21 protein-coding genes are annotated in these 26007 nt (G+C 70.9%); 15 read left to right on the plus strand and 6 right to left on the minus strand.

Annotation, left to right across the window (positions count from 1 at the left end):
* Positions 1 to 139 precede the first annotated feature (139 nt).
* The gene (locus A6R01_RS15820; protein WP_292607867.1) at positions 140 to 1126 is read right to left on the minus strand and encodes a malate dehydrogenase; all 987 of its coding nucleotides are present in this window, start codon (positions 1124 to 1126) and stop codon (positions 140 to 142) included.
* Positions 1127 to 1306: 180 nt separating this feature from the next.
* Here A6R01_RS15820 and A6R01_RS15825 point away from each other — a divergent pair, with 180 nt between their 5' ends.
* The 6 genes from A6R01_RS15825 to A6R01_RS15850 all read left to right on the plus strand — a co-directional run bounded on the left by A6R01_RS15825 (position 1307) and on the right by A6R01_RS15850 (position 7763).
* Positions 1307 to 3496 (plus strand): NADP-dependent isocitrate dehydrogenase, encoded by a 2190-nt coding sequence (locus tag A6R01_RS15825; RefSeq protein WP_292607870.1) that lies wholly within the window; start codon positions 1307 to 1309, stop codon positions 3494 to 3496.
* Positions 3497 to 3647: 151 nt separating this feature from the next.
* On the plus strand, positions 3648 to 4877 hold the full coding sequence (locus A6R01_RS15830) for an MFS transporter (protein WP_292607872.1): 1230 nt from the start codon (positions 3648 to 3650) through the stop codon (positions 4875 to 4877).
* Positions 4878 to 4882: 5 nt separating this feature from the next.
* The gene (gene trpS, locus A6R01_RS15835) at positions 4883 to 5944 is read left to right on the plus strand and encodes a tryptophan--tRNA ligase (protein WP_292607875.1); all 1062 of its coding nucleotides are present in this window, start codon (positions 4883 to 4885) and stop codon (positions 5942 to 5944) included.
* Between the two features lie 10 nt (positions 5945 to 5954).
* A complete protein-coding gene (locus tag A6R01_RS15840) occupies positions 5955 to 6485 on the plus strand; it encodes a 2'-5' RNA ligase family protein (protein WP_292607878.1) in 531 nt (176 codons plus the stop codon).
* Between the two features lies 1 nt (position 6486).
* Positions 6487 to 7542 (plus strand): YhjD/YihY/BrkB family envelope integrity protein, encoded by a 1056-nt coding sequence (locus tag A6R01_RS15845; protein ID WP_292607881.1) that lies wholly within the window; start codon positions 6487 to 6489, stop codon positions 7540 to 7542.
* Positions 7542 to 7763 carry an SCO4848 family membrane protein gene (locus tag A6R01_RS15850; RefSeq protein ID WP_292607884.1) on the plus strand — a complete coding sequence of 74 codons (222 nt, stop codon included), beginning with the start codon at positions 7542 to 7544 and terminating at the stop codon, positions 7761 to 7763. The genes A6R01_RS15845 and A6R01_RS15850 overlap by 1 nt, the downstream gene beginning before the upstream one ends.
* Positions 7764 to 8096: 333 nt before the next feature.
* Here A6R01_RS15850 and A6R01_RS15855 read toward each other — a convergent pair whose 3' ends face one another.
* The 5 genes from A6R01_RS15855 to tpx form a co-directional block, all read right to left on the minus strand.
* Positions 8097 to 8840: a succinate dehydrogenase/fumarate reductase iron-sulfur subunit gene (locus tag A6R01_RS15855; RefSeq protein ID WP_292607886.1), complete on the minus strand. Its 744-nt coding sequence runs from the start codon at positions 8838 to 8840 to the stop codon at positions 8097 to 8099.
* Entirely contained in the window at positions 8837 to 10861 is a 2025-nt protein-coding gene (locus A6R01_RS15860) for a fumarate reductase/succinate dehydrogenase flavoprotein subunit (protein WP_292607889.1), read from the minus strand. Before A6R01_RS15860 ends, A6R01_RS15855 begins: the two co-directional genes overlap by 4 nt.
* 40 nt (positions 10862 to 10901) lie before the next feature.
* Positions 10902 to 11600, minus strand: a complete 699-nt coding sequence (locus tag A6R01_RS15865; protein ID WP_292607892.1) for a succinate dehydrogenase cytochrome b subunit — start codon at positions 11598 to 11600, stop codon at positions 10902 to 10904.
* Positions 11601 to 11670: 70 nt separating this feature from the next.
* A complete protein-coding gene (locus tag A6R01_RS15870) occupies positions 11671 to 12747 on the minus strand; it encodes a glycosyltransferase (protein WP_292607894.1) in 1077 nt (358 codons plus the stop codon).
* Between the two features lie 115 nt (positions 12748 to 12862).
* On the minus strand, positions 12863 to 13354 hold the full coding sequence (tpx, locus tag A6R01_RS15875; RefSeq protein WP_292607896.1) for a thiol peroxidase: 492 nt from the start codon (positions 13352 to 13354) through the stop codon (positions 12863 to 12865).
* A gap of 129 nt (positions 13355 to 13483) precedes the next feature.
* Here tpx and A6R01_RS15880 point away from each other — a divergent pair, with 129 nt between their 5' ends.
* The 9 genes from A6R01_RS15880 (at position 13484) to A6R01_RS15920 (ending at position 26007) form a co-directional block, all read left to right on the plus strand.
* Positions 13484 to 15181 (plus strand): methylmalonyl-CoA mutase family protein, encoded by a 1698-nt coding sequence (locus A6R01_RS15880; protein ID WP_292607899.1) that lies wholly within the window; start codon positions 13484 to 13486, stop codon positions 15179 to 15181.
* Positions 15178 to 17343, plus strand: coding sequence for a methylmalonyl-CoA mutase (scpA, locus tag A6R01_RS15885; RefSeq protein WP_292607901.1), 2166 nt, complete (start codon positions 15178 to 15180; stop codon positions 17341 to 17343). The genes A6R01_RS15880 and scpA overlap by 4 nt, the downstream gene beginning before the upstream one ends.
* On the plus strand, positions 17343 to 18347 hold the full coding sequence (gene meaB / locus A6R01_RS15890) for a methylmalonyl Co-A mutase-associated GTPase MeaB (protein ID WP_292607903.1): 1005 nt from the start codon (positions 17343 to 17345) through the stop codon (positions 18345 to 18347). Before scpA ends, meaB begins: the two co-directional genes overlap by 1 nt.
* 100 nt (positions 18348 to 18447) lie before the next feature.
* A complete protein-coding gene (locus tag A6R01_RS15895; protein WP_292607906.1) occupies positions 18448 to 19530 on the plus strand; it encodes a ScyD/ScyE family protein in 1083 nt (360 codons plus the stop codon).
* Between the two features lie 49 nt (positions 19531 to 19579).
* Positions 19580 to 20788, plus strand: a complete 1209-nt coding sequence (locus tag A6R01_RS15900) for an amidohydrolase (RefSeq protein ID WP_292607908.1) — start codon at positions 19580 to 19582, stop codon at positions 20786 to 20788.
* A 151-nt stretch (positions 20789 to 20939) separates the two neighbouring features.
* Positions 20940 to 21983: a BMP family ABC transporter substrate-binding protein gene (locus A6R01_RS15905; RefSeq protein WP_292607911.1), complete on the plus strand. Its 1044-nt coding sequence runs from the start codon at positions 20940 to 20942 to the stop codon at positions 21981 to 21983.
* 168 nt (positions 21984 to 22151) lie between these two features.
* A complete protein-coding gene (locus tag A6R01_RS15910; protein WP_292607913.1) occupies positions 22152 to 23663 on the plus strand; it encodes an ABC transporter ATP-binding protein in 1512 nt (503 codons plus the stop codon).
* The gene (locus A6R01_RS15915) at positions 23660 to 24787 is read left to right on the plus strand and encodes an ABC transporter permease (protein WP_292607914.1); all 1128 of its coding nucleotides are present in this window, start codon (positions 23660 to 23662) and stop codon (positions 24785 to 24787) included. The genes A6R01_RS15910 and A6R01_RS15915 overlap by 4 nt, the downstream gene beginning before the upstream one ends.
* Entirely contained in the window at positions 24784 to 26007 is a 1224-nt protein-coding gene (locus A6R01_RS15920) for an ABC transporter permease (protein ID WP_292607916.1), read from the plus strand. Before A6R01_RS15915 ends, A6R01_RS15920 begins: the two co-directional genes overlap by 4 nt.

The following is a 26007-nucleotide window of genomic DNA, read 5'->3' on the forward strand; positions in this document are numbered from 1 at the left end:
GAGCTGGTCAGCAGGCATCGGTGGAGTCGGCACAACATCCCCCTCGGGGCAGGGGGTGTTGCGACATTCCTCTGACCCCGCAGACCTCTCGGCCGTGCGCGAGTGACCTCTCGGCGGTGCGCGAGCGACCTCTCGGCGGTCAGATGAGCCCGAGCTCGGTCACCGCGTCGCGCTCCTCGGCGAGCTCGGCGGTGGAGGCGTCGATCTTGCCGCGGGAGAAGTCGTCGATCTCGAGGCCCTCCACGATCTTCCAGTCGCCGTCCTTGGTGGTGACGGGGAAGGAGGAGATGAGGCCCTCGGGGACGCCGTACTCACCGTTGGAGGCGACGGCCATGGAGACCCAGTCGTTCTCGGCGGAGCCGTAGAGCCAGTCGCGGGCGGCGTCGATGGTGGCCGATGCGGCGGAGGCGGCCGAGGAGGAGCCCCGGGCCTCGATGATCGCGGCGCCGCGCTTGGCGACGGTCGGGATGAAGGTGTTCTCCAGCCACTCCTGGTCGTTCACCGTCTCGGCGGCGTTCTTGCCGGCGACCTCGGCGTGGAACAGGTCGGGGTACTGCGTGGCGGAGTGGTTGCCCCAGATCGTCATCTTGGTGATGTCGGTGACCGAGGCGCCGGTCTTCGCGGCCAGCTGCGAGATCGCGCGGTTGTGGTCGAGGCGGGTCAGCGCGGAGAACCGCTCGGCCGGGATGTCCGGGGCGTTCTTCATCGCGATGAGCGCGTTGGTGTTGGCCGGGTTGCCCGTGACGCCGACGCGGACGTCGTCGGCGGCGACGGCGTTGAGCGCCTTGCCCTGGGCGGTGAAGATCGCGCCGTTGGCCTCGAGGAGGTCACCGCGCTCCATGCCCGGGCCGCGCGGGCGGGCGCCGACGAGCAGGGCGAGGTTGACGCCGTCGAAGATCTTCTCCGGGTCGTCGCCGATCTCGACGCCGGCCAGGCCGGGGAACGCGCAGTCGTCCAGCTCCATGACGACACCCTCGAGCGCCTTGAGCGCGGGGGTGATCTCGAGCAGGCGCAGCTCGATGGGGCGCTCGGAGGTGAGCGCACCGCTGGCGAGGCGGAAGAGCAGGCTGTAGCCGATCTGGCCGGCGGCGCCGGTCACGGCCACCTTCAGCGGGGTGGTGGTCACGCAGGTCTCCTAGGAAGAGGGTCCGAGACGATCACGAACGGATCACGAACATTGGCTCCCGGTGACGCTAGCAGCGGGTGGGACGGTCCTGTCAGGCTGGCCCTGCAGGCGTCAGGTATCTTGACGTCAAGAAACACTGCCAGCATCGAGCCGACGATCGTCCAGGAGCCGCCGGAAACCATGGCCACCATCATCTACACCCACACCGACGAGGCGCCGCTGCTCGCGACGTACTCCTTCCTGCCGATCATCCAGGCGTACGCCGCCAAGGCCGGTGTCGAGGTCGAGACCCGCGACATCTCCCTCTCCGGCCGCATCCTGGCCGCCTTCGACCTCGCCGACGACGCGCTGGCCGAGCTCGGTGAGCTCGCGACCAAGCCCGAGGCGAACATCATCAAGCTGCCCAACATCTCCGCCTCCGTGCCGCAGCTGAAGGCCGCGATCAAGGAGCTGCAGGAAAAGGGCTTCGAGCTGCCCGACTACCCCGAGTCCCCCTCCACCCCGGAGCAGGAGGAGATCCGCGCCAAGTACGACAAGGTCAAGGGCTCCGCGGTCAACCCGGTCCTGCGTGAGGGCAACTCCGACCGTCGCGCCCCGGCCGCGGTCAAGGGCTACGCCAAGAAGTACCCCCACCGCATGGGTGCCTGGAGCAAGGACTCCAAGACCGCGGTCGCGACCATGGGCAAGGACGACTTCCGCTCCAACGAGCAGTCGGTCGTCATGCCGGCCGCCGACACCCTCTCGATCGTGCTCAAGGGCGCTGACGGCACCGAGACCGTCCTCAAGGACGGCCTGGCCGTCGAGGCCGGCGAGGTCGTGGACTCGACGTTCATGAACGTCGCCGCGCTGCGCCGCTTCCTCACCGAGCAGATCGCCCGCGCCAAGGCCGACGACGTGCTCTTCTCGCTGCACATGAAGGCCACGATGATGAAGGTCTCCGACCCGATCATCTTCGGTCACGCCGTGCAGGCGTTCTTCCCGACCCTCTTCGAGCAGTACGGCGAGCAGCTCGCCGCCGCGGGCGTCTCGCCCAACGACGGCCTCGGCGGTCTGCTCTCCGCGGTCAAGGACCTCCCCGAGGGCGAGGCCATCGAGGCCGCCGTCAAGCAGGGCCTGGCCGACGGCCCGCGGATGGCGATGGTCGACGACCGCAAGGGCATCACCAACCTGCACGTCCCCTCCGACGTGATCATCGACGCCTCGATGCCGGCGATGATCCGCATCGGCGGCCACATGTGGGGTCCCGACGGCAACGAGGACGACTGTCTGGCGGTCATCCCCGACTCCTCCTACGCCGGCGTCTACGCCGCGGTCATCGAGGACTGCAAGGCCAACGGCGCCTACGACCCGGCCACGATGGGCTCGGTGCCCAACGTCGGCCTGATGGCCCGCAAGGCCGAGGAGTACGGCTCGCACGACAAGACCTTCGAGATCCCGGCCGCCGGGACCGTGGAGATCCGCAACAGCGCCGGTGAGGTCCTCACCTCCCACGACGTGGAGCCCGGTGACATCTGGCGCGCCTGCCAGACCAAGGACGAGCCGATCCGCGACTGGGTGAAGCTGGCCGTCACCCGCGCCCGCGCCTCGCAGACGCCGGCCGTGTTCTGGCTCGACGAGACCCGCGCGCACGACGCCAACCTCATCGAGAAGGTCAAGGCCTACCTGCCCGAGCACGACACCGACGGGCTGACCATCGAGATCATGGCGCCGGCCGAGGCCACGACGTACTCCGTCGAGCGCATCCGCCGGGGCGAGGACACCATCTCGGTGACCGGCAACGTGCTGCGCGACTACAACACCGACCTGTTCCCGATCCTCGAGGTCGGCACGTCGGCGAAGATGCTCTCGATCGTCCCGCTGATGAACGGCGGCGGCCTCTTCGAGACCGGCGCGGGCGGCTCGGCCCCCAAGCACGTCCAGCAGCTGCTGGAGGAGAACTACCTGCGCTGGGACTCCCTGGGTGAGTTCTTCGCGCTGGCGGCCTCCTTCGAGCACCTCGCCGGGTACGCCGACAACGCCGGCGCCCAGGTGCTGGCCGACACCCTCGACGCTGCGACCGCGACGTTCCTGGAGAACGACAAGTCGCCGACGCGCAAGATCGGCGGCATCGACAACCGCGGCTCGCACTTCTACCTCGCGATGTACTGGGCCCAGGAGCTCGCGAAGCAGACGGCGAACCCCGAGCTGGCCGAGGTCTTCAAGCCGCTCGCGGAGAAGCTGACCGCCGCCGAGGAGACCATCGTCTCCGAGCTCAACGGCGTCCAGGGCAGCCCGGCCGACGTGGGCGGCTACTACCGCCCGGTCGACGAGAAGGCCGACGAGGTCATGCGTCCCTCGGCCACGCTGAACGAGGCGCTCGCCGCCTTCTGACGCACCGCTCGCACGACGAGCACACGGCTCCACCACGGCATAGCCCCGGGAACAACTCCCGGGGCTTTGTCGTTGCCGCTGAGGAACGCCATGCTTGACCGGTAAACCCAGCCTCCTCCGCACCGCCCCTCCTCTGCCCCCCAGGAGCACGATGACCAGCCTCGCCGAGCCCGATGCGCCGATCGCCGTCGGCACCGCCGTGCACCCGGTCTCGCGACTGCGGTTCGCCGTCGCCGTGACCGCGTTGGCCACGGGCGGGTTCGCGATCGGCACCACCGAGTTCGTCACGATGGGGCTGCTGCCCCAGATCGCCGACGGCGTGGGCGTGAGCATCCCGCAGGCCGGGCACCTGATCTCGGCGTACGCGCTGGGGGTCGTCGTCGGTGCGCCGCTGCTGGCCGCGCTGGGCGCCAAGCTGCCGCGCCGCGGGCTGCTGGTCGGGCTGATCGCCAGCTTCGGCCTGCTCAACCTGCTGAGCGCAGCGATGTCGCACTACGGCCTGCTGGCGTTCGTCCGGTTCCTCGACGGGCTGCCGCACGGTGCCTACTTCGGTGTGGCGGCGCTCACCGCGGCCGGCATGGTCGCCCCGGAGCGCCGGGGGAGGGCCCTGGCGCTGGTGATGATGGGCATCCCCGTCGCCAACGTCCTCGGCGTCCCCGCGGCGACGCTGCTGGGTCAGCAGCTCGGCTGGCGCGCGGCCTTCGTGGCCGTCGGTGTCATCAGCGCGGTGACGGTCGTGCTGATCCTGGCGTTCGTGCCGAGCACGCCCGGCGACCGCACGGCCTCGACCCGGCGCGAGCTCACCGCCCTGCGCCACCCCCAGCTCTGGTACGCCGTCGGCGCCTCGGGCATCGGCTTCGGCGGCCTCTTCGCGCTGGTCTCCTACATCGCCCCGATCACGACCGACGTCGGCGGGCTCGCCGAGTCCACCGTGGCGGTCTTCCTGCTCGTCATCGGGCTGGGCATGGTCGTGGGCAACATGGTCGCGGGCCGGATGGTCGACTGGTCGGTGCAGCACAGCCTGCAGATCGGCTCGGTCGGCCTGGCCGCGGCACTGCTCGCGTACTGGGTGCTGGCGCCGTACGGCTGGTGGGCGCTGGTCGCGGGCTTCATGGTGACCGTCGTCGGCTCCGTGCTGGCGCTCGGTTTCCAGGTACGGCTGATCGACGCCGCCGAGCACGCGCAGACCCTGGGCGCGGCGTTGAGCCACGCCAGCCTCAACATCGGCAACAGCCTGGGCGCCTTCCTCGGCGGTGCCGTGATCGCCGCCGGATGGGGCCTGCGGGCGCCGCTGCTGGTCGGTGTCGGCCTGGCGCTGGCGGGCCTGGTCGTCCTGGCGCTGGCCCGGCGAGCGGAGCGGAGCGCGCGTCAGGGAGAATGACGCGCATGTCAGCGACGACCGAGCCCGAGGTGGCCGTGCCCAGCGCACCCACCGGCGGAGCCCGTCCCCGTGTCCTGTCCGGCATCCAGCCGACCGCCGACTCGTTCCACTTCGGGAACTACCTCGGCGCTCTGCGCCAGTGGGTGGACCTGCAGCGGGACCACCAGCCCTTCTTCTTCATCGCCGACCAGCACGCGATCACCGTCGAGCAGGACCCCAAGGTCCTGCGCGAGCGGACGCTGCGGGCCGCGGCGCAGCTGCTGGCGATGGGCATCGACCCGACGCGCAGCGCGATCTTCGTGCAGAGCCAGGTGCCCGAGCACGCGCAGCTGTCGTGGGTGCTGCAGTGCCTGACCGGCTTCGGCGAGGCCCGACGGATGACGCAGTTCAAGGACAAGTCGGCCAAGCAGGGGGAGGGGGCCGCGAGCGTCGGCCTGTTCACCTACCCGATCCTGCAGGCCGCCGACATCCTGCTCTACCGCCCGCACTACGTGCCGGTCGGTGAGGACCAGCGCCAGCACCTCGAGCTGACCCGCGACCTCGCGCAGCGGTTCAACCACCGCTACAAGAAGACCTTCCGGCTGCCCGAGCCCTACATCCTCAAGGCCACCGCGAAGATCGCCGACCTACAGGACCCGACCTCGAAGATGTCGAAGTCGGCGTCCTCGCCGGCCGGCATCATCGAGATGCTCGACGAGCCGTCGCGCAGCGCGAAGAAGATCCGCTCGGCGGTGACCGACTCCGACGGCGACATCCGCTTCGACCCCGAGGGCAAGCCGGGCATCTCCAACCTGCTGACGATCTACAGCGCGCTCACCGCGCGCTCGGTGAGCGACCTGGTCGAGGAGTACGCCGGCCAGGGCTACGGCGACCTGAAGAAGGACCTCGCCGAGGTCGTGGTCAACTTCGTGACGCCGTTCCGGGAGCGGACCCTGGAGCTGCTCGACGACCAGACACATCTCTCCCAGGTGCTGCACCAGGGTGCCGAGCAGGCGCGCGCGGTCGCGGAGGCGACCCTGCGCGACGTGTACCAGAGGGTGGGATTCGTCGCCCGGAGCTCCGGCTAGGGTCGAGGGCGTGCCCACGATCGGAGTCGCCGTCGCGATCCCGGACCCCTGGGGCGAGCAGCTCCAGGCCTACCGGGAGTCGCTCGGGGACCCCTCGGCCTCGCTCATCCCCACGCACATCACGTTGGTCCCGCCGACGGTGCTGGCCGAGGACGGGCTCGCCGAGGTCGAGTCGCACCTGGCCGACGTGGCGGGGGAACGGCCGGCCTTCCGGGTGCACCTGCGGGGTACCGACACCTTCCGACCGGTCTCCCCGGTGGTCTTCGTGAGCCTCGCGGAGGGGGCCGAGCACTGCGCACGGCTGGCCGACGCCGTACGCCGGGGGCCGCTGGACGTGGACCTCGACTTCCCCTACCACCCGCACGTGACGGTCGCCCACGACGTGCAGGACGACTTGTTGGACCGGGCGCAGCACGAGCTCGAGGGGTTCGAGTGCGCCTTCGACGTGGAGGAGTTCCACCTCTACGTGCACGACGAGGTCGCCGGCTGGCGGCCCTACCGCGACTACGCCCTGGAGGGGGCGCCGGAGAGGGAGCGCTGAGATGGCGTCGATCAAGGAGCGGATCGCTGGTCTGCGCGAGCGCTACGGCTGGATCGACCACGTGGTGCGGATGCAGGAGCACTTCGGGTCGGTGAAGGCCGGGCAGCAGGCCGGCGCGATCACCTACTTCGCGTTCCTGTCGTTCTTCCCGATCCTGGCGCTGGCCTTCTTCACCGTCGGTGTCGTCTCGACGGTCGTCGACGGAGCCAACGACGCGCTGCGCAGCGCCATCGAGTCGCTGTTCCCCGGGATGATCGGCCAGGGCGAGGGGCAGCTGCAGCTCTCCGACTTCCGCACCTTCACCGGCCTGGCCGGTGTCATCGGTCTGGCCGGTGTCCTCTACTCCGGGCTCGGCTGGATCTCGGCGCTGCGGCAGGCGCTGGTGACGGTCTTCGAGCTGCCGGAGGACGAGCTGCTGGGCTTCGTGGCCGGCAAGCTGCGCGACCTGGTGGTGCTCGCCTCGATCGGCCTGACGCTGCTGGTGGCGGTCGGCGTGAGCGGGCTGGTCTCCGGCTTCTCGGCGGACCTGCTCGACTTCGTCGGGCTCGACCAGGAGCTCTCCTGGCTGGTCAAGCTGATCACCGTCGTGCTGGGCCTGGCGGCCAACGCGCTGCTGTTCTTCACGATCTTCAAGCTGCTGGGCCGGGCGGAGGTGCCGAACCGCTCGCTGTGGTCCGGCGCGATCCTCGGCGCGGTCCTCTTCGAGCTGCTCAAGCGGCTGGCGGGGCTGATCATCGCCCAGACCCAGGGCCAGCCGGCGTTCCAGGCCTTCGGGATCGCCCTGGTGATGCTGGTGTGGATCAACTACTTCTCGCGCCTCGTCCTGTACGCCGCGGCGTGGTCCTACACGGCGCCGGAGGCCCGGGCCGCCCGGGAGGCGGCCGCGCTGGCCGAGCCCGCGGAGCCGGTGCAGGGGCCGCCGCTGCCGTCGGGTGAGGACACATCGCTGACCGACGCCTCCGCTGGTGGACGCTCGTTCGCCAAACCCTTCCTGGCCGGAGTCGCCGCCGGAGCCGGCGTCCTCCTGGCCGCCCGACGACGCAAGGACGACGACTGATGCGCGCCAACCGCCCCCTCGCCTGGCTGCTCGCCGGCATCGCCGGCTGGAACCTGCTGACCTGGACGATGTTCGCCCGCAACCTCGCCGAGGCCCACGCCGCCGGCGAGGACCGGCCTCAGGGGTACTGGATCGCGCACACGGGGCTGATCATCGTGAACCTGGTGATCACCGCTGTGCTGGCTGGCATCTCCTGGCGGTCGCTGCGGCCGAGGGGTTGAGCGACGGGCTCGGCTCGCAAGGGTGCTCCGGACGGTCACGACAGGAGGTCCCGCTCGTAGCCAGACGGACCGAAAGGGGTCAGAAAGGCCGCCGTTCAACGTCGGACCAGGGTCTCGGCAGCGGTTCGGTCCGTCTGGCTACGGATGCGCTACATCGGTGCTGTGACCCGACAGGGCCAACTGGAGGGCCTGGTCGGCACCTGGTGCGGACGACGACCTCCAGATGCGGCGTGCACGTGCGACCAGCCGACTCCGTAGGGCCGATGTACCAGATGCAGAGAGCCGGGCCGCCCCGAACGAAGGGACGACCCGGCTCTCCGGTGGAGCTGAGGCTCAGAGACCCATGCGCATGGCGTCGCGCAGGTCCTTGTTGAGCTGGGAGATCACGTCGAGCGGGATCTCCTTGGGGCAGGCGCTGGCGCACTCGCCGATGTTGGTGCAGCCACCGAAGCCCTCGTGGTCGTGCTGGGCGACCATGTCGACCACGCGCGAGTAGCGCTCGGGCTGACCCTGGGGGAGCTCGCCGAGGTGGGTGATCTTGGCACCCATGAACAGCGACGCCGAGCCGTTGGGGCAGGCGGCGACGCAGGCGCCGCAGCCGATGCAGGTGGCGACGTTGAAGGCGCGCATGGCCTTGTCACGCGGCGCGGGCACCGAGTTGGCCTCGGGGGCCGAGCCGGTGTTCGCCGAGATGAAGCCGCCGGACTGGATGATCCGGTCGAAGGCCGAGCGGTCCACGATCAGGTCACGCACGACCGGGAACGCGTCCGCGCGCCACGGCTCGATGGTGATGGTGTCGCCGTCGTTGAACGAGCGCATGTGCAGCTGGCAGGTCGTGGTGACCTCCGGGCCGTGCGCCTCGCCGTTGATCATCAGCGAGCAGGTGCCGCAGATGCCCTCACGGCAGTCGTGGTCGAAGGCGACCGGCTCCTGACCCTCGCCCTGCAGCTTCTCGTTGAGGACGTCGAGCATCTCCAGGAAGCTCATGTCGGCCGAGATGCCGTCGAGGTCGTAGGTCTGCAGGGCGCCCTGGGCGCTCGCGTTCTCCTGGCGCCAGATCTTGAGGGTGAGTCTCACTTGTAGCTCCGCTGCTTCATCTCGATGGCCGTGTAGACGAGGTCTTCCTTGTGCAGGACGGGCTGGCCGCCCTCGCCGCCGAACTCCCAGGCCGCGACGTAGGCGAACTCGTCGTCGTGACGCAGCGCCTCGCCGTCCTCGGTCTGGGACTCGGCCCGGAAGTGACCGCCGCAGGACTCACGGCGGTTGAGGGCGTCGATGCACATGAGCTCGCCCAGCTCGAGGAAGTCGGCGACGCGGCCGGCCTTCTCCAGGCTCTGGTTGAGCGAGTCCGCGGTGCCGAGCACCTTGACGTTGCTCCAGAAGTCGGCCTTGAGCTCGCGGATCATGTCGATCGCCTTGCGCAGGCCGTCCTCGGTGCGCTCCATCCCGCAGTACTCCCACATGATGTTGCCCAGCTCCTTGTGGTAGCTGTCCACCGTGCGGGTGCCGTTGATCGAGAGGAACTTCTGGATCCGGTCCTCGACCTCGGTGCGGGCTGCGACGACCTCGGGGTGCGACTCGTCGATCGCGTCGAACGGGCCGTCGGCGAGGTACTCGCGGATGGTGTTCGGCAGCACGAAGTAGCCGTCGGCCAGACCCTGCATCAGCGCCGAGGCACCGAGGCGGTTGGCGCCGTGGTCGGAGAAGTTCGCCTCGCCGGTGACGAAGAGGCCATCGATGTTGGACTGCAGGTCGTAGTCGACCCACAGGCCACCCATGACGTAGTGCACGGCGGGGTAGATGCGCATCGGCACCTCGTAGGGGTTCTCGCCCGTGATCCGCTCGTACATGTCGAAGAGGTTGTCGTACTTCTCGCGCACCGCGTCCTCGCCCAGACGCTTGATCGCGTCGGCGAAGTCGAGGTAGACGCCGCGGCGGAAGTCGCCGACCATCGGGCCCACGCCGCGACCCTCGTCGCAGACGTTCTTGGCCTGGCGGGAGGCGATGTCGCGGGGGACCAGGTTGCCGAAGGAGGGGTAGATCCGCTCCAGGTAGTAGTCGCGGTCCTCCTCGGGGATGTCGCGCGGGTCCTTGGTGCAGTCCTCGGCCTTCTTCGGCACCCAGATGCGACCGTCGTTGCGCAGCGACTCCGACATCAGCGTCAGCTTCGACTGGTGGTCGCCGGAGACCGGGATGCAGGTCGGGTGGATCTGCGTGTAGCAGGGGTTGGCCATGTAGGCGCCCTTGCGGTGCGCACGCCACGCGGCGGTGACGTTGGACCCCATCGCGTTGGTCGAGAGGAAGAAGACGTTGCCGTAGCCGCCCGAGGCCAGCACCACGACGTCGGCGAGGTGGGTCTCGATCGCGCCGGTGACCATGTCGCGGGCGATGATCCCGCGGGCCTTGCCGTCGACGATGATCAGCTCGAGCATCTCGTGGCGGGTGTACTGCGTGACCGTGCCGGCCGCGACCTGACGCTCCATCGCCTGGTATGCGCCGATCAGCAGCTGCTGACCGGTCTGGCCACGGGCGTAGAACGTGCGGGAGACCTGCACACCACCGAACGAGCGGTTGTCCAGCAGACCGCCGTACTCACGCGCGAAGGGGACACCCTGCGCGACGCACTGGTCGATGATGTTCGCCGAGACCTCGGCGAGGCGGTAGACGTTGGACTCGCGCGAGCGGTAGTCGCCGCCCTTCACGGTGTCGTAGAAGAGGCGGTACGTCGAGTCGCCGTCCTCCTTGTAGTTCTTCGCCGCGTTGATGCCGCCCTGCGCGGCGATCGAGTGCGCCCGGCGCGGGGAGTCCTGGTAGCAGAAGGACTTCACGTTGTAGCCGGCCTCGCCCAGCGTGGCCGCGGCAGCGCCGCCGGCCAGGCCGGTGCCGACGATGATCACGTCGAGCTTGCGGCGGTTGGCCGGGTTGACCAGCCGGTTGTTCATCTTGTGGGTGGTCCAGCGGTCCTTGATCGGACCGGCCGGGGCCTTGGTGTCCGCGATCTTCTCGCCCAGCGTGTAGTAGCCGTGCGCGTCGTCGGACTGCTGGTTCGGCGGCGTGGTCAGGACGGTGTTGCCGCTGACGTCGACGGTGGATGCCATGTGTCGGTCTCTCCGGTTCGGTGCTGTCGTGGGGCCGCGGTCAGTCGATGACGCCGAGGAGGACGAAGATCGGGACCAGCGAGAAGCCGCCCGCGATCACGATCGCCAGCACCCAGCCGGCGGTGCGGGCCCGCGTGCGGGCAGCCGCCGAGTTGGTCCAGCCGAGGGTCTGCATCGCGCTGAAGGTGCCGTGGTGCAGGTGCAGCGCCAGGGCGGCCATCGCGGCGAGGTAGATCAGTGTCATCCACCACAGGTCGAAGGTGTCGACCATGAGCTGGTAGGGGTTGTCGGTCTCGCCGCCGGACGGGTTCACCTTGACGATGGTGAAGTTCAGCAGGTGCCAGACCAGGAAGACCAGGATCGTCAGGCCGCCCCAGCGCATCGTGCGCGAGGAGATCGACGAGTGCTTGTTCTTCTTGACCGCGTACTTCACGGTGCGCGCGGCGCCGGCGCGACGCGCCAGGATCAGCGCGGACGACACGTGCACCACCAGGGAGACGATCAGGACGAGTCGGATCACCCAGAGCAGGCCGCTCTCGGGGAGCATGGGCTCGCCGATCGTGCGCAGGTGGTGCGCGTACTCGTTGAACGACTCCTCACCGGCGAAGGCCTTGAGGTTGCCGTACATGTGCGTGAGGACGAAGCCGATGAAGATCAGGCCGCTGACGGCCATCGTGATCTTCAGGGTGATCGTCGAGCGCGAGGCGCGCGCTCCTCGGACGAGAGTCGGGGTTGCCACAAGGGAGCACGGTAGCGCGAGGAGCGCGCGCCTTTGCCCCCCGGAGGTGTGACATATCCCCCTTCGTCGCCTACCCGGAGGCAAATGAGGGTACCCTCACCTGCCGCCCGACGCGCTCCACCAGCTCGTCCACCGCGAGCGTCCACGACCGCTGCTCGGCGAGCGCGCGGGCACGAGCGCCCATCGGCGCCCGCCGGCTGTCGGCCACCAGCGACGCCACCGCCCGACGCAGGTCGCTCCCGCTGCCCGGCGCGTGCAGCAGCCCGGTCTCCAAGTGACGCACCACCTCGGGCGCGCCGCCGGCCCGGGGTGCCACCACCGGTACGCCGGAGGCGGCCGCCGCACGCAGCACGTGGCAGCAGCCCTCCTCCTCGCCGGGGTGGACCAGGACGTCGAGGCTCGCCAGCGCCACGGCGAGGTCGCCGGTCCCCAGGGCGCCGGTGATCTTGGCCTGGGGGAGCCGCTGCGCCAGCCACTCGCGCTGCTGCCCGTCGCCGAGCAGCACCGGGCGCACGCCCGGCACGTCGGCCAGCGCCGCCAACCGTCGTACGCCGTGGCGCTTGCGGAGCTCACCGGCGTACCCGACGACCACCAGCGGCTCGGGCCGCGACGAGGCCCGTGACCAGTGCCGGTGCAGCCAGTCGTCGCGCAGCGCCGGGGTGAAGGCGCAGGAGTCCACGCCGGGCGACCAGACCTCGGCACGCACGCCGCCGGCCGCGAATCGAGTCTGCAGCCACCGCGAGGTGGTCAGCAGCAGGTCGGCCCGGTCGGCCACCCGGCTGCGCCACAGCGCCCACGCCGCGGTGGGGACCGCGCTGCGCTGGAGCACCACCGTGCGCACGCCGGTGCGGCCGGCCTGCGAGAGTGCCTTGCGCCCCAGGCCGCCGGGGCCCGGGAAGGGGTCGACGGCCAGGACCACGTCGGGGGAGAAGGAGTCGACCGCGGCACGCACCTGGCCGCCGGTCGCGGCCAGGGGGCTGACCCGCACGACCTCGGCGCCGCGGTAGTCCCGCAGGCCGGGCGCGGGGGCGACGACGCGCACCTCGCGGCCGGTGTCGACCAGCCGGTCGACGAGGGCCTTGAGGGTGCCGGAGGTGCCGTCGGGCGCGGGGAAGGCCGACTCGGTGACGAGGAGGATTCGGGTCATGACGCCACCGTGCCCCTGTCGTGGGGCACGACAGGGGCACGGCGGTTGCTGTGCGTCGGACAGAGGGTGAACCCTCCGTGACGGATCAGCCCATCAGGAGTCAGCCCAGCAGGGATCAGCCCAGTGCGGCGACCGCGGCGTCGTAGTCGGGCTCCTGGGCGATCTCCTCGACCAGCTGGCTGTGCAGGACGGTGCCGTCGGTGTCGATGACGACGACCGAGCGGGCGAGCAGGCCCTCGAACTTGCCGTCGAGCAGGCGCACGCCGTAGGCGTCGCCGAAGTCGGAGCGGAACGCCGAGCCGGTCGCGACCGACTCGATGCCCTCGGCGCCGCAGAAGCGGGCCTGGGCCATCGGCAGGTCGTTGCTGACGCAGACCACCGTGGTGTTGTCCAGGCCGGCGGCGAGCTCGTTGAACTTCCGCACGCTCGCGGCGCACACGCCGGTGTCGACGCTGGGGAAGATGTTGAGCACCGTGCGGGTGCCCTCCTCCAGGCTCACCTCGGAGAAGTCCGGGGCCAGCAGGGAGAACGCGGGAGCAGCGGAGCCGACGGCCGGGAGCTCGCCGGCGGTCGTGACGGGGTTGCCGCCGAGGTGAGTGGTAGCCATGGGAGTTGCCTACCAGGCCGCTGGTCGTCGCGGGGGCGCCAGGTCGGTGACGAGACGCCCGAGCAGGTGCTCGGTCGAAAACATCACACTCTGTAGCCGACGTCACTCCGCGCTCCTATGGTTCGCACCATGACTGGACCCGAGGGCGCGCTGGAGCTCGCCCACGCCGAAGACGCCTGGACCCGGGCGGACTGGGAGAAGGCCACCGCCGCCGTGCTGCGCAAGTCGCGCCGGATGAGCGAGGAGGACGCCGACTCCCTGGTGTGGGACAAGCTGACCCGCCGCACGTTGGACGGACTCGACATCACCCCGCTCGGCACCCCGAGCTCGCTGGAGGGCCTGGCGACCGCCGGCCGCCCGGCGCGCGCGGGCGACTGGGACGTGCGCTCGCTGGTCGAGGCCGGCCCGGAGAAGCAGCTCAACGAGGCGGCGCTGGTCGACCTCGACGGCGGGGTCACCTCGCTGTGGCTGCAGCTCGACGCCGGCGCCGACCTGGCCACCCTGCTCGAGGGCGTGCTCCTCGACCTGGCCCCGGTCGCGCTCGACGCCGCCGACCCCCTCGCGGCGGCGCAGGCCTTCCTTGAGCACGCCGGCGACACCGACCTGGCCACCGGCACCAACCTCGGCGCCCCGGCCACCGCCGACGACGAGACCCTCACCGCTGTCGCCCGGCTCGCCCGCGAGCGCGGGCTGCTGGGTGTCGTGGTCGACGGCACGAAGATCCACGACCGCGGCGCCTCCGACGTCACCGAGCTCGGCTGGGTCCTCGCGGCCGGAGCCCGCGTGCTGCGCGTCCTCGAGGCCGCCGGCATCAGCGCCGCCGACGCCGCCGGGCTCATCGAGCTGCGGTTGGCCGTCACCGACGAGCAGTTCGCCTCGATCGCCAAGCTCCGCGCCGTGCGCCGCCTCTGGGCGCGGGTGCTGGAGCTCTCCGGCGTGAGCGGCGTGGACGCCCGCGTCCACGCCGTCACCAGCCGCCCGATGATGAGCACCTACGACCCCTACGTGAACATGCTGCGCACCACCGTCGCCGCGTTCGCCGCGGGCGTCGGCGGCGCGGACAGCGTCACGGTGCTGCCCTTCGACGCGCCGCTGGGCCGCCCCGACGTCTTCGGGCGCCGGATCGCGCGCAACACCCACCACCTGCTCATCGACGAGTCCCACGTCGCGCACGTGGCCGACCCCGCCGGCGGTGCGTACGCCGTCGAGGAGCTCACCGACTCGATGGCCGTGGCCGCCTGGGAGGCGCTCGGTCGCCTCGACGGTGCCGAGGGTCCTGACGCCGCCGCGCTCGAGGAGATGGTGGCCGCGACCGTGGAGCAGCGCGACCGCGAGGTCGCCACGCGCCAGCGCCCGCTCACCGGCCTGACCGAGTTCCCCAACCTCGGCGAGGAGCTGCCGGTCCGCGAGCCCTACTCCGGCTGGGAGGGCGTGCGCTCCTACGGCGCCGCCTTCGAGGCGATGCGCGCCGAGCCGCCCGCCGCCAGGGTTTTCCTGGCGACGATGGGCCCGATCGCCCAGCACACCGCCCGCGCCACCTTCGCCACCAACCTGTTGGCCGCCGGTGGCGTCGCCGTCGACGTGGCGGGCGCGACCGACGGTCCCCAGGCCCTGGTGGCGGCCTACGACGGGCAGCCGGTCGTCTGCCTGGCCGGCGCCGACCCGACGTACGCCGAGTGGGGCGAGGCCGCGGCGACCGCGCTGCGTGAAGCCGGCGCCTCCCGCGTGATCATCGCCGGCAGGTCGACCGAGTGGACCGACGACTCCTGCGCGATGGGCGTGGACGCCCTCGCGTTCCTCACCCGCACCAGGGAGGCCCTCCGATGAGTGTCCCGTCCAGCTTCGCCGGCCTGCCCCTCGTGGGCGAGGGCGCGGCCCCGTCGACCGGCACCCCGGCCCACGACCTGTGGACCGCGCCGGAGGGCATCGCGATCAAGACGTCCTACGGGCCCGACGACCTCGAGGGCCTCGACGCCCTCGACACCTACCCCGGCCTCAGCCCGTTCCTGCGCGGGCCCTACCCGACGATGTACACCACCCAGCCGTGGACCATCCGTCAGTACGCCGGCTTCTCCACCGCCGAGGAGTCCAACGCGTTCTACCGCCGCAACCTCGCGGCCGGTCAGAAGGGCCTGTCGGTCGCCTTCGACCTCGCCACCCACCGTGGCTACGACTCCGACCACCCGCGCGTGCGCGGTGACGTCGGCATGGCCGGTGTCGCGATCGACTCGATCTACGACGCCCGCACCCTCTTCGAGGGCATTCCGCTGGACCAGATGTCGGTCTCGATGACCATGAACGGCGCCGTGCTGCCGGTGATGGCGCTCTACATCGCCGCCGCGGAGGAGCAGGGCGTCAAGCCCGAGCAGCTCGCCGGGACCATCCAGAACGACATCCTCAAGGAGTTCATGGTCCGCAACACCTACATCTACCCGCCGGCGCCGTCGATGCGGATCATCTCCGACATCTTCGCCTTCACCGCCGAGCGGATGCCGCGGTTCAACTCGATCTCGATCTCCGGCTACCACATGCAGGAGGCCGGGGCGACCAACGACCTCGAGCTCGCCTACACCCTCGCCGACGGCGTCGAGTACATCCGCGCCGGCCTCGAGGCCGGCCTCGACATCGACGCCTTCGCGCCCCGGCTGAGCTTCTTCTGGGCGATCGGCATGAACTTCTTCATGGAGGTCGCGAAGATGCGCGCCGCCCGCGCGCTGTGGTCGCGCCTGGTGCGCGAGTTCGACCCGAAGAACCCCAAGTCGCTCTCGCTGCGCACTCACTCCCAGACCTCCGGCTGGTCCCTGACCGCCCAGGACGTCTTCAACAACGTCGGCCGCACCTGCATCGAGGCGATGGCCGCCACCCAGGGCCACACCCAGTCGCTGCACACCAACGCGCTGGACGAGGCGATCGCGCTGCCGACCGACTTCTCGGCCCGCATCGCGCGCAACACCCAGCTGTTGCTGCAGCAGGAGTCCGGCACCACCCGCACCATCGACCCGTGGGCCGGCTCCTACTACGTCGAGCGCCTGACCCACGACCTCGCCGAGCGCGCCTGGGGCCACATCCAGGAGGCCGAGCGGGCCGGCGGCATGGCCAAGGCCATCGAGCAGGGCATCCCCAAGATGCGCATCGAGGAGGCCGCCGCGCGCACCCAGGCCCGCCTGGACTCCGGCGCCCAGAAGCTGATCGGCGTCAACACCTACCGGCTCGCCGCCGAGGACAAGCTCGACGTCCTGCGCGTCGACAACGACGACGTCTACCGCCGCCAGGTCGCCAAGCTCGAGCGGCTGCGCGCCGAGCGCGACGACGACGCCGTCCGGTCCTCGCTCGAGGCGCTCACCCGCTCCGCGGAGCAGGGCAGCACCGGCATGGACGGCAACCTGCTCGCCCTGGCCGTCGCCGCCGCCCGCAACAAGGCCACCGTCGGTGAGATCTCCGGCGCGCTGGAGAAGGTCTACGGCCGCCACCAGGCCGTGATCCGTACGATCAGCGGCGTGTTCCGCGACGAGTCCGGCGACGGCGAGGGTGCCACCCAGGTCAAGCAGGTGCTCGCCGAGACCGCGGAGTTCGAGGAAGCCGAGGGCCGCCGCCCGCGCATCCTGGTCGCCAAGATGGGCCAGGACGGCCACGACCGCGGCCAGAAGGTCATCGTCTCCGCCTTCGCCGACATGGGCTTCGACGTCGACGTGGGGCCGCTGTTCTCGACGCCCGAGGAGGTCGCGCAGCAGGCGGTCGACAACGACGTGCACATCGTCGGTGTCAGCTCGCTGGCCGCGGGCCACCTCACCCTGCTCCCGGCGCTGCGCAGCGCGCTGGCCGAGCAGGGCCGTGACGACATCATGGTCGTCATCGGGGGCGTCATCCCGCCCGACGACGTGCCGACCCTGCTGGAGATGGGTGCCGCCGAGGTGTTCCTGCCCGGCACGGTCATCGCACAGTCGGCGCTCTCGCTGCTGGCCACGCTGCGCGAGCAGCTCGGTCACTGATGGCGGCTCCCGACCGGGACAGGGACCAGGAGAAGGTCGACCGGCTCGTCGAGGGCATCCGCGCGCAGCGACGCGCGGCGGTCTCGCAGGCGATCACGCTGGTCGAGTCCTCCCGTCCGCAGCACCGTGCCCAGGCGCGGGCGCTGCTGACCGAGCTGGCCGAGGAGTCCGGAGGGTCCGACGTGGTCCGGGTCGGGATCTCCGGCGTGCCGGGGGTCGGTAAGTCGACGTTCATCGAGGCGCTCGGCACCCGGCTGGTCGCCGAGGGCCACAAGGTGGGCGTGCTGGCCGTCGACCCCTCCAGCGTGCGCACCGGCGGCTCGGTCCTGGGTGACAAGACCCGGATGGGCCGGCTCTCGGTCGAGCCGGACGCCTTCATCCGGCCCTCGCCGTCGGCCGGCACGCTCGGCGGCGTCGCCCGGGCGACCGTGCAGGCCATGGGCGTCCTCGAGGCGGCCGGCTACGACGTGATCCTGGTGGAGACCGTCGGTGTCGGTCAGTCGGAGGTGACGGTGGCCGGGATGGTCGACACCTTCTTGTTCCTGACGCTGGCCCGCACCGGCGACCAGCTGCAGGGCATCAAGAAGGGCATCCTCGAGATCGCCGACGTCATCGCGGTCAACAAGGCCGACGGCGACCGCGAGCAGGAGGCCCGCGCCGCCGCACGCGACCTCGCCGGCGCCCTGCGCCTGGTGCGAGGCAAGTCCGAGTGGGCGCCGCCCGTGGTCACCTGCTCGGGCCTGCACGACGTCGACGTCGACGACGTCTGGTCGCGCGTGCTCGCCCACCGCGAGCACCTCGGCCTCGACGGGCTGAGGGCCAAGCGGGCCGAGCAGCAGCTGGAGTTCACCTGGGCGATGGTCCGCGACGAGCTCGACCAGCGGCTGCGGCTCTCGGCCGGGGTGCGCGAGGTCCGCGAACAGATCCGCGACGCGGTGCTCGCCGGCGAGCTGCCCGCGACGGTCGCGGCCGACCGGATCCTGGAGGCGTACGACGCGGGGTGACCCGTCCGGGTGATGCCTTGGGGGTCGTCCGGGCTATTCCGGGGCGCGGTGGCGGGGAGCAGGATGCCGTCACCCTTTACTTCTTCACCTTGGAGGCATCGTGCAACGTCGCACCCGCCCCGCTGTGCTCGCCCTGGCCGCCGGTGCCGTCACCCTCTCCGGCCTGGCCGCCCCCGCGTCGGGAGCCACCGCCGAGGAGGTCGGCGACGGACTCGTCGCGCCGCTGAGCCTGGCGGTCGACGACGACGGGACCGTCTTCGTCGCCCAGAACTTCGCCGGCATCCTCACCCAGCTCGGACCGGGCAGCTCCCGCAAGGACCTGGTCACCGCCGAGGGCCAGGAGGTCGGCGGCGTCTCGGTCTCCGACGGCGTGGTCACCTACGTCACCACCGCCATGGGTCCTGAACCGGCCGCGGCCCTGTGGACCGTGGAGAACGGCGGCGACCCGGTGCAGGTCGCCGACCTCTGGGGCTACGAGCAGGAGGCGAACCCCGACGGCAGCACCCGCTACGGCGTGAAGGGGATGACCCGCCCGTGCCGCCGCAAGGTCGACCGCGAGCTGAGACCGCTCCTGAAGTACACCGGGGTGGTCGAGTCCCACCCCTACGCCACCCATGTCGCGGGTGGCACCACCTACGTCGCCGACGCAGCGGGCAACTCGATCCTTGCCGTGACCGACGGAGAGGTGTCGACCGTGGCGACCCTGCCGCCGGTGCGCATCGACATCACGAAGCGTCGCGCCAAGGTGATGGGTCTGCCCGGGTGCGCGAAGGGCTCGACGTACAAGGCCGAGGGCGTGCCCACCGACGTGGAGATGGGCCCGGACGGGAACCTCTACGTCACCTCGCTCCCCGGCGGTCCGGAGGACCCGCGGATGGGCGCCAACGGCGGCGTCTACCGGATCGAGCTCGCCACGGGCGACGTGACGCGGTACGCCGGTGGCCTGGTGTCCCCGGTCGGGCTGGCGATCGGCCCTGATGGCACGGCCTACGTCTCGATGCTGTTCGCCTCGGTGGTCATGGAGCAGAAGTTCCTGCAGGAGCCGACCGTCTTCGCCGAGGTCCCGTTCCCGGGTGACGTGGAGCTGGTCGACGGCGAGGTCTACGTCACCGAGACCGACCTGATGGGCGACCCCGCCGCCCCAGCCGGCCGGGTGCTGCGTCTCACGCCCGACGCCGGCTGACGTCGGGAGGACCCGTCGACATGTCCCGCCCCTCTACCCTGGGCGGGACATGTCGAACCCGATCGCCCCTTCACCGGGCCCCCTGACCGCCTCCGCCCTCATCGCGCAGGTCGTGGCCGACCACGAGGCCGAGCTGGTCGGCCTGCGGCGCGACCTCCACGCCCACCCCGAGCTGTCCTGGACCGAGCACCGCACCACCGACGTGGTCGCCGGGCACCTGGAGGCCATCGGGTGGCGGCTGCAGCGGCTGAGCCCCGCCGGGCTCGTCGCCGACCTCGGCACGGGGGAGCGGACCGTCGGCCTGCGCGCCGACCTCGACGCGCTCCCGGTCCAGGAGGTCTCCCACGATCCCTGGCGCTCGACGGTGCCCGGGGTGGCCCACGCCTGCGGGCACGACGTGCACACCACCGCCCTCGTGGGCGCGGCTCACGCGCTGGCCCGACTGCACGCCATCGGTGAGCTCGGCGGCCGGGTGCGGCTGTTCTTCCAGCCCGCCGAGGAGGTCATGCCCGGCGGCGCCGTGCACCTGATGGGCATGGGCGTCCTCGACGGCGTGGAGCGGGTCTTCGCCCTGCACTGCGACCCCGGGGTCGACGTCGGCCAGGTGGGGCTGCGGCTCGGACCCCTCACCAGCGCCGCCGACCGCATCGAGATCCGCCTCGAGGGCACCGGCGGGCACACCTCGCGCCCCCACCTCACCGGCGACCTCACCTTCGCGCTGGCCAAGATGACGACCGAGCTGCCGGCGATCCTGTCGCGCCGCCTGGACCCCCGCTCGGGCGTCAGCGTCGTGTGGGGGATGGTCCAGGCCGGGTCCGCCCCCAACGTCATCCCCGACCACGGCGTGCTGGCCGGCACCGTGCGCATCCTCGACGCCGTCGCCTGGGCCGAGTGCGAGAAGCTCGTGCGCGAGCTGGTCCACGAGATCGTGCGGCCCTACGGCGTCACCGCCCACCTGGACTACCAGCGCGGCGTGCCCCCGGTGGTCAACGAGTCGCTGTCCAACCGGATCCTCGCCGAGGCGGTCACCGAGGTCCTCGGCCCCGACGGCCAGGTGATGGCCCCGCAGAGCCTGGGCGGCGAGGACTTCGGCTGGTACCTCGACCAGGTGCCCGGCGCGATGATGCGGCTCGGCACCCGGACCCCCGGCGGCGTCACCTACGACCTGCACCAGGGCAACCTGCACATCGACGAGCGGGCCATCACCATCGGTGCGCGGCTGATGGCCGAGGCCGCCTGGCGGGCCCTGCGCGCCTGAGTCGGGACCGACTGCTCTGCGCGGCAGGTCACTGACAGGTAACAACCGTGGGAATTTCGGCTCGTGGCGTACGCCGCGGGCCGGGTGCGGCCCTAGGGTGACCCGTTGTGTCCCGCACCACGGGGCGCTACCGATCACCAGGAGGGTTGCCGTGAGGAAGACGGCTCGATTTGCAGCGGTGGCCATGGCCGCCGCGCTCACCCTGTCGGCATGTGGCTCCGACGAGGGCACCGACGAGGGCACCGACAACGGGGACGCCCCCACCAGCGACATCAAGGTCGGCATGGCCTACGACGTCGGCGGCCGTGGTGACCAGTCGTTCAACGACTCCGCCGCCGCGGGTCTGGACCAGGCCATCGACGAGTTCGGCATGGAGTCCCAGGAGTCCGAGGCCGAGGACGGCGAGGCCGAGTCCGCTCGCGAGGAGCGCCTGCGCACCTTCGCCGACGCCGGCTACGACCCGATCATCGCGGTGGGCTTCGCCTACGCCGCCTCGATCGGCAAGGTCGCCGAGGAGTACCCCGACGTCCACTTCGCGATCATCGACGACTCCAGCGTCGAGGCCGACAACGTCGCCAGCCTGGTCTTCGCCGAGGAGCAGGGTTCCTTCCTGGTCGGCGCGGCCGCCGCGCTGAAGACCGAGACCGACCAGATCGGCTTCGTCGGCGGCGTCGAGACCCCGCTGATCCAGAAGTTCGAGGCGGGCTACGTCGCCGGCGCCGAGTCGGTGAACCCCGACATCGAGGTCGACGTCACCTACCTCACCCAGGTCCCGGACTTCTCCGGCTTCGCCGACCCGGCCAAGGGCAAGACCGCGGCCGAGGGCATGTTCGACAACGGTGCCGACATCGTCTACCACGCCGCCGGCGGCTCGGGCGGCGGCGTCTTCGAGGCTGCCTCGGAGTCCGGCAACTGGGCCATCGGTGTCGACTCCGACCAGTACAACACCGCCGACCCGTCGGTGCAGGACTCGATCCTGACCTCGATGCTCAAGAACGTGAACGTCGCGGTCTACGAGTACCTCTCCCAGGTCAACGACGGTGACTTCCCGTCCGGTGTCACCACCTACGACCTCGAGGTCGACGGTGTGGGCTACTCCACCAGCGGCGGCTTCGTCGACGACATCGTCGAGCAGCTCGACGAGCTGAAGCAGCAGATCATCGACGGCGAGATCTCGGTGCCGACCGCACCGTGACCTGACCCGTCAGGCTCCACCTCGCAGGCCACGTCCGCTCCGGCGGGCGTGGCCTGCGGCTTCCCGCGCACGCGCCACCGTCGGATAGCGTGCTCGTCGGCGCGGACCGTCTGCGCGCCATCCAGTGAGATTTTCCCAGTGAGCTTTTCGGGACCGGAAGGGGTTCTCGTGTCCGACGTCGCACCTGCGGTGCGCCTGCGGGGGATCGGCAAGCGGTTCCCGGGCGTGATCGCGAACGACGACATCAACATCGACGTGGCTCGCGGCACGATCCACGCGATCGTGGGTGAGAACGGCGCCGGCAAGTCGACGCTGATGAAGATCCTGTACGGCGTCCAGGCGCCCGACTCCGGGACCATCGACATCGCGGGCACCCAGGTCAGCCTCGGCTCGCCCGCCGACGCGATCAAGCACGGCGTCGGCATGGTCTTCCAGCACTTCCAGCTCGCCGACAACTTCACCGTCCTGGAGAACGTCGTGCTCGGCGCCGAGAAGCTGCACGGCATCGGCTCGGCCGCCCGCGAGGAGATCGTGCGGATCTCCGACGCCTACGGCCTCGGCGTCGAGCCGGACCAGCTGGTCGAGGACCTCGGCGTCGGCGCCCGTCAGCGCGTGGAGATCCTCAAGGTCCTCTACCGCGGCGCGAAGGTGATCATCCTCGACGAGCCCACCGCGGTCCTGGTGCCGCAGGAGGTCGACGAGCTGTTCGGCAACCTGCGCGAGCTCAAGGCCGAGGGCCTCTCGGTCATCTTCATCTCCCACAAGCTCGACGAGGTCCTCTCGATCGCCGACGAGATCACCGTGATCCGCCGGGGTACGACGGTCGCGACCGTCGACCCGGCCGGCACCACCTCGCGCGAGCTCGCCGAGCTGATGGTCGGCTCGGAGCTCCCCAGCCCCTCCACCGAGGCCTCGACCGTCACCGAGCGCGTCACGCTGCACGTGGCCGACCTCGGACTGCCCGGTGAGAACCGCCCGCTGCTCGAGGCGGTCTCCTTCGACATCCACGCCGGCGAGGTCCTCGGCATCGCCGGCGTCGAGGGCAACGGCCAGGCCGAGCTCGTCGAGGCGATCATGGGCATGCGCCCGGGTGCGACCGGCACCGTCCGCCTCGCCGGCCAGGACCTCACCGAGCTCTCCACGCGCAAGCGTCGCGAGGCCGGCATCGGCTACATCCCCGAGGACCGCCACCGCCACGGCCTGCTGCTCGACGCCCCGCTGTGGGAGAACCGCGTCCTGGGCCACCAGACGCGCAAGCCCTGGGTGCGTCGCGGCCTGATCGACCGGGGTGCCTCGCGCACCGACACCCAGCGCATCGTCGAGGACTACGACGTCCGCACCCCGGGGGTCGACACCTTGGCCCGAGCCCTGTCCGGCGGCAACCAGCAGAAGCTGATCGTGGGCCGCGAGATGAGCGGCGACCCGATCCTGCTCATCGCCGCCCACCCGACCCGCGGCGTCGACGTCGGCGCCCAGGCGGCGATCTGGGGGCACATCAAGGAGGCCCGTCGCCAGGGCCTGGCCGTGCTGCTGATCTCTGCGGACCTCGACGAGCTGATCGGGCTCTCCGACCGCATCGAGGTCATCCTGCGGGGCCGCCTGGTCGGCTCCTTCGACCCGGGTCAGGTGACCCCCGAGCAGCTCGGCTCGGCCATGACCGGTGCGGGAGGTGCCGCGTGACCAACCTCGACCCACGACTGCAGAAGATCGGCCTGGGCCTGCTGGCCCCCGTCCTGGCCCTGGTGCTCGCCTTCCTCATCACCAGCCTGGTGCTGGTGCTGGCCGGCGACCCCGTCGGCGAGGTGTGGTCGACGCTGCTCGGCGTGCCCGCCGAGCGCAACGTCGCCAACATCCTCAACAACGCCACGGTGCTCTACCTCTCCGGCCTCGCCGTCGCCGTCGGCTTCCGGATGAACCTGTTCAACATCGGTGTCGACGGCCAGTACCGTGTCGCGGCCTTCGTGGCCGCGGTCGTCGCGGGCGAGGCCTGGCTGCCGGGTGCGGCCAACACCGTGCTGGCGATCCTCGCCGCGATGCTCGCGGGCGCTGCCTGGGCCGGCATCGCCGGTGTGCTGCGCGCGAAGCGGGGCGTGAGCGAGGTGATCTCCACGATCATGCTCAACTTCATCGCCACCGGCCTGGTCGCCTACTTCCTGCGCCGCGTCGCGGTCCGGGAGGAGGGCAGCAACGACATCGGCACCAAGGAGATCCCCGAGGGCTCGCGCATCCCCGGCTTCCAGATCGGCGAGGGGTCCACGACCGAGGTCTACGGCTTCATCTTCCTGGCCGCGCTGGCCGGGTTCACCTACTGGTTCCTGCTCAACCGCACGCGCTTCGGGTTCGACCTGCGGGCGACCGGCAAGTCCACGACCGCGGCCGTGGCCAGCGGCATCTCGGTGACCCGGATGACGATCGTGGCGATGCTGCTCTCGGGTGCGGTCGCCGGCCTGGTCGGCCTGCCGCTGCTCTTCGGTGACTCCTACAGCTACGGCTCGACCTTCCAGTCCGGCCTCGGCTTCGCCGGCATCGCCATCGCGCTGCTGGGTCGCAACCACCCGATCGGGATCGCCATCGGTGCGTTGCTCTTCGCCTACCTCGACGAGCAGTCCAACCCGCTGCAGATCCTCGTCGGCGTCTCGCCCGACATCGTCGCCATCACCCAGGGCGTCATCGTCCTGACCGTCGTCATCTCCTACGAGGTGGTGCGCCGCTACGGCGTGCGCCTCGAGCAGCACGCCGTGGCCCGCGCCCTCGAGGCCGGCCGCCCGACGGCGGGGGACAAGGAAGAGGAGGCCCGCGCATGAGCGCCGTCACCCGTCGTCTGCCCCGGCTGTGGTGGCTCGGTGCCGCCGTGCTGGTCCTGCTGGCGATCTCGGTGCTCCGGGTCGTCACCGGCGCCGAGGACCTCGCGTCCTCCGGCACCGTCCGCGCCACCCTCATCGCGCTGGTGCCGATCATGCTCGCCGGTCTGGGCGGCCTGTGGTCCGAGCGGGCCGGCGTGGTCAACATCGGACTCGAGGGGATGATGGTGCTCGGCACCTACGGTGCGGGCTACTTCGGTTACCACTACGGCGCCTGGGCCGGTGTAGCCGGCGCGCTGCTGATGGGCGCCATCGGCGGCCTGATCCACGCCACCGCGACCGTCGTGTTCGGCGTCGACCACATCATCTCCGGTGTCGCCATCAACATCATCGCCGTCGGTGCGGTGCAGTACCTCGCCTCGCTGACGTTCGTGGGGCTCCCCGGCGGCGGCCAGACGCAGTCACCGAAGCTCGACAACGTCGGGTCGATCACCATCGGACCGCTCAGTGATGCCCTGGGCGAGGTCGAGGACCAGAACATCTTCTTCGTCTCCGAGCTGGCCGCCGTGGCCCGCGCGATGGTCACCAACCTCTCGCTGCTGGTCGTGCTGGCCTTCGTGCTGCTCTTCGTCACCTACTGGGTGCTGTGGCGCACCTCCTTCGGCCTGCGCCTGCGCTCGACGGGCGAGAGCCCCTCGGCGGCGGAGTCGCTGGGCGTGGCGGTGCTGCGCTACAAGTTCGTCGCGGTGCTCATCTCCGGTGCCCTCGCGGGCCTGGCCGGCGGCTTCCTGGCGATGGTGGCCTCCTCGAACTACCGCGACGGCCAGACCGGTGGTCGCGGCTACATCGGCCTCGCGGCGATGATCTTCGGCAACTGGCGACCCGGCGGGCTGCTCGCCGGGTCCGGCCTCTTCGGCTACACCCAGACCCTCGGCCTGCGCCAGGGCGGCACCTCGGTGCACGCGCTGCTGCTGGCGGTCGCGGTGCTGGCCATCGGGCTCGCCGGCTACCAGCTGTGGCGCAAGCAGGTCCGGCTCGCGGTCGGCATCCTGGTCGCCGCAGCGGCGCTGATCACCGTCTACGCCGCGATCGACGTCGTGCCCGGCGACTTCGTCAACATCACGCCGTACGTCGTCACGCTGCTGGTCCTGGCCTTCGCCTCGCAACGACTACGCATGCCGGCGGCCGACGGGCAGGTCTATCGACGAGGGAGCGCGGGCTAG

This window comes from Nocardioides sp. REDSEA-S30_B4 (genome assembly GCF_001627265.1).
Lineage (GTDB): Bacteria > Actinomycetota > Actinomycetes > Propionibacteriales > Nocardioidaceae > Nocardioides.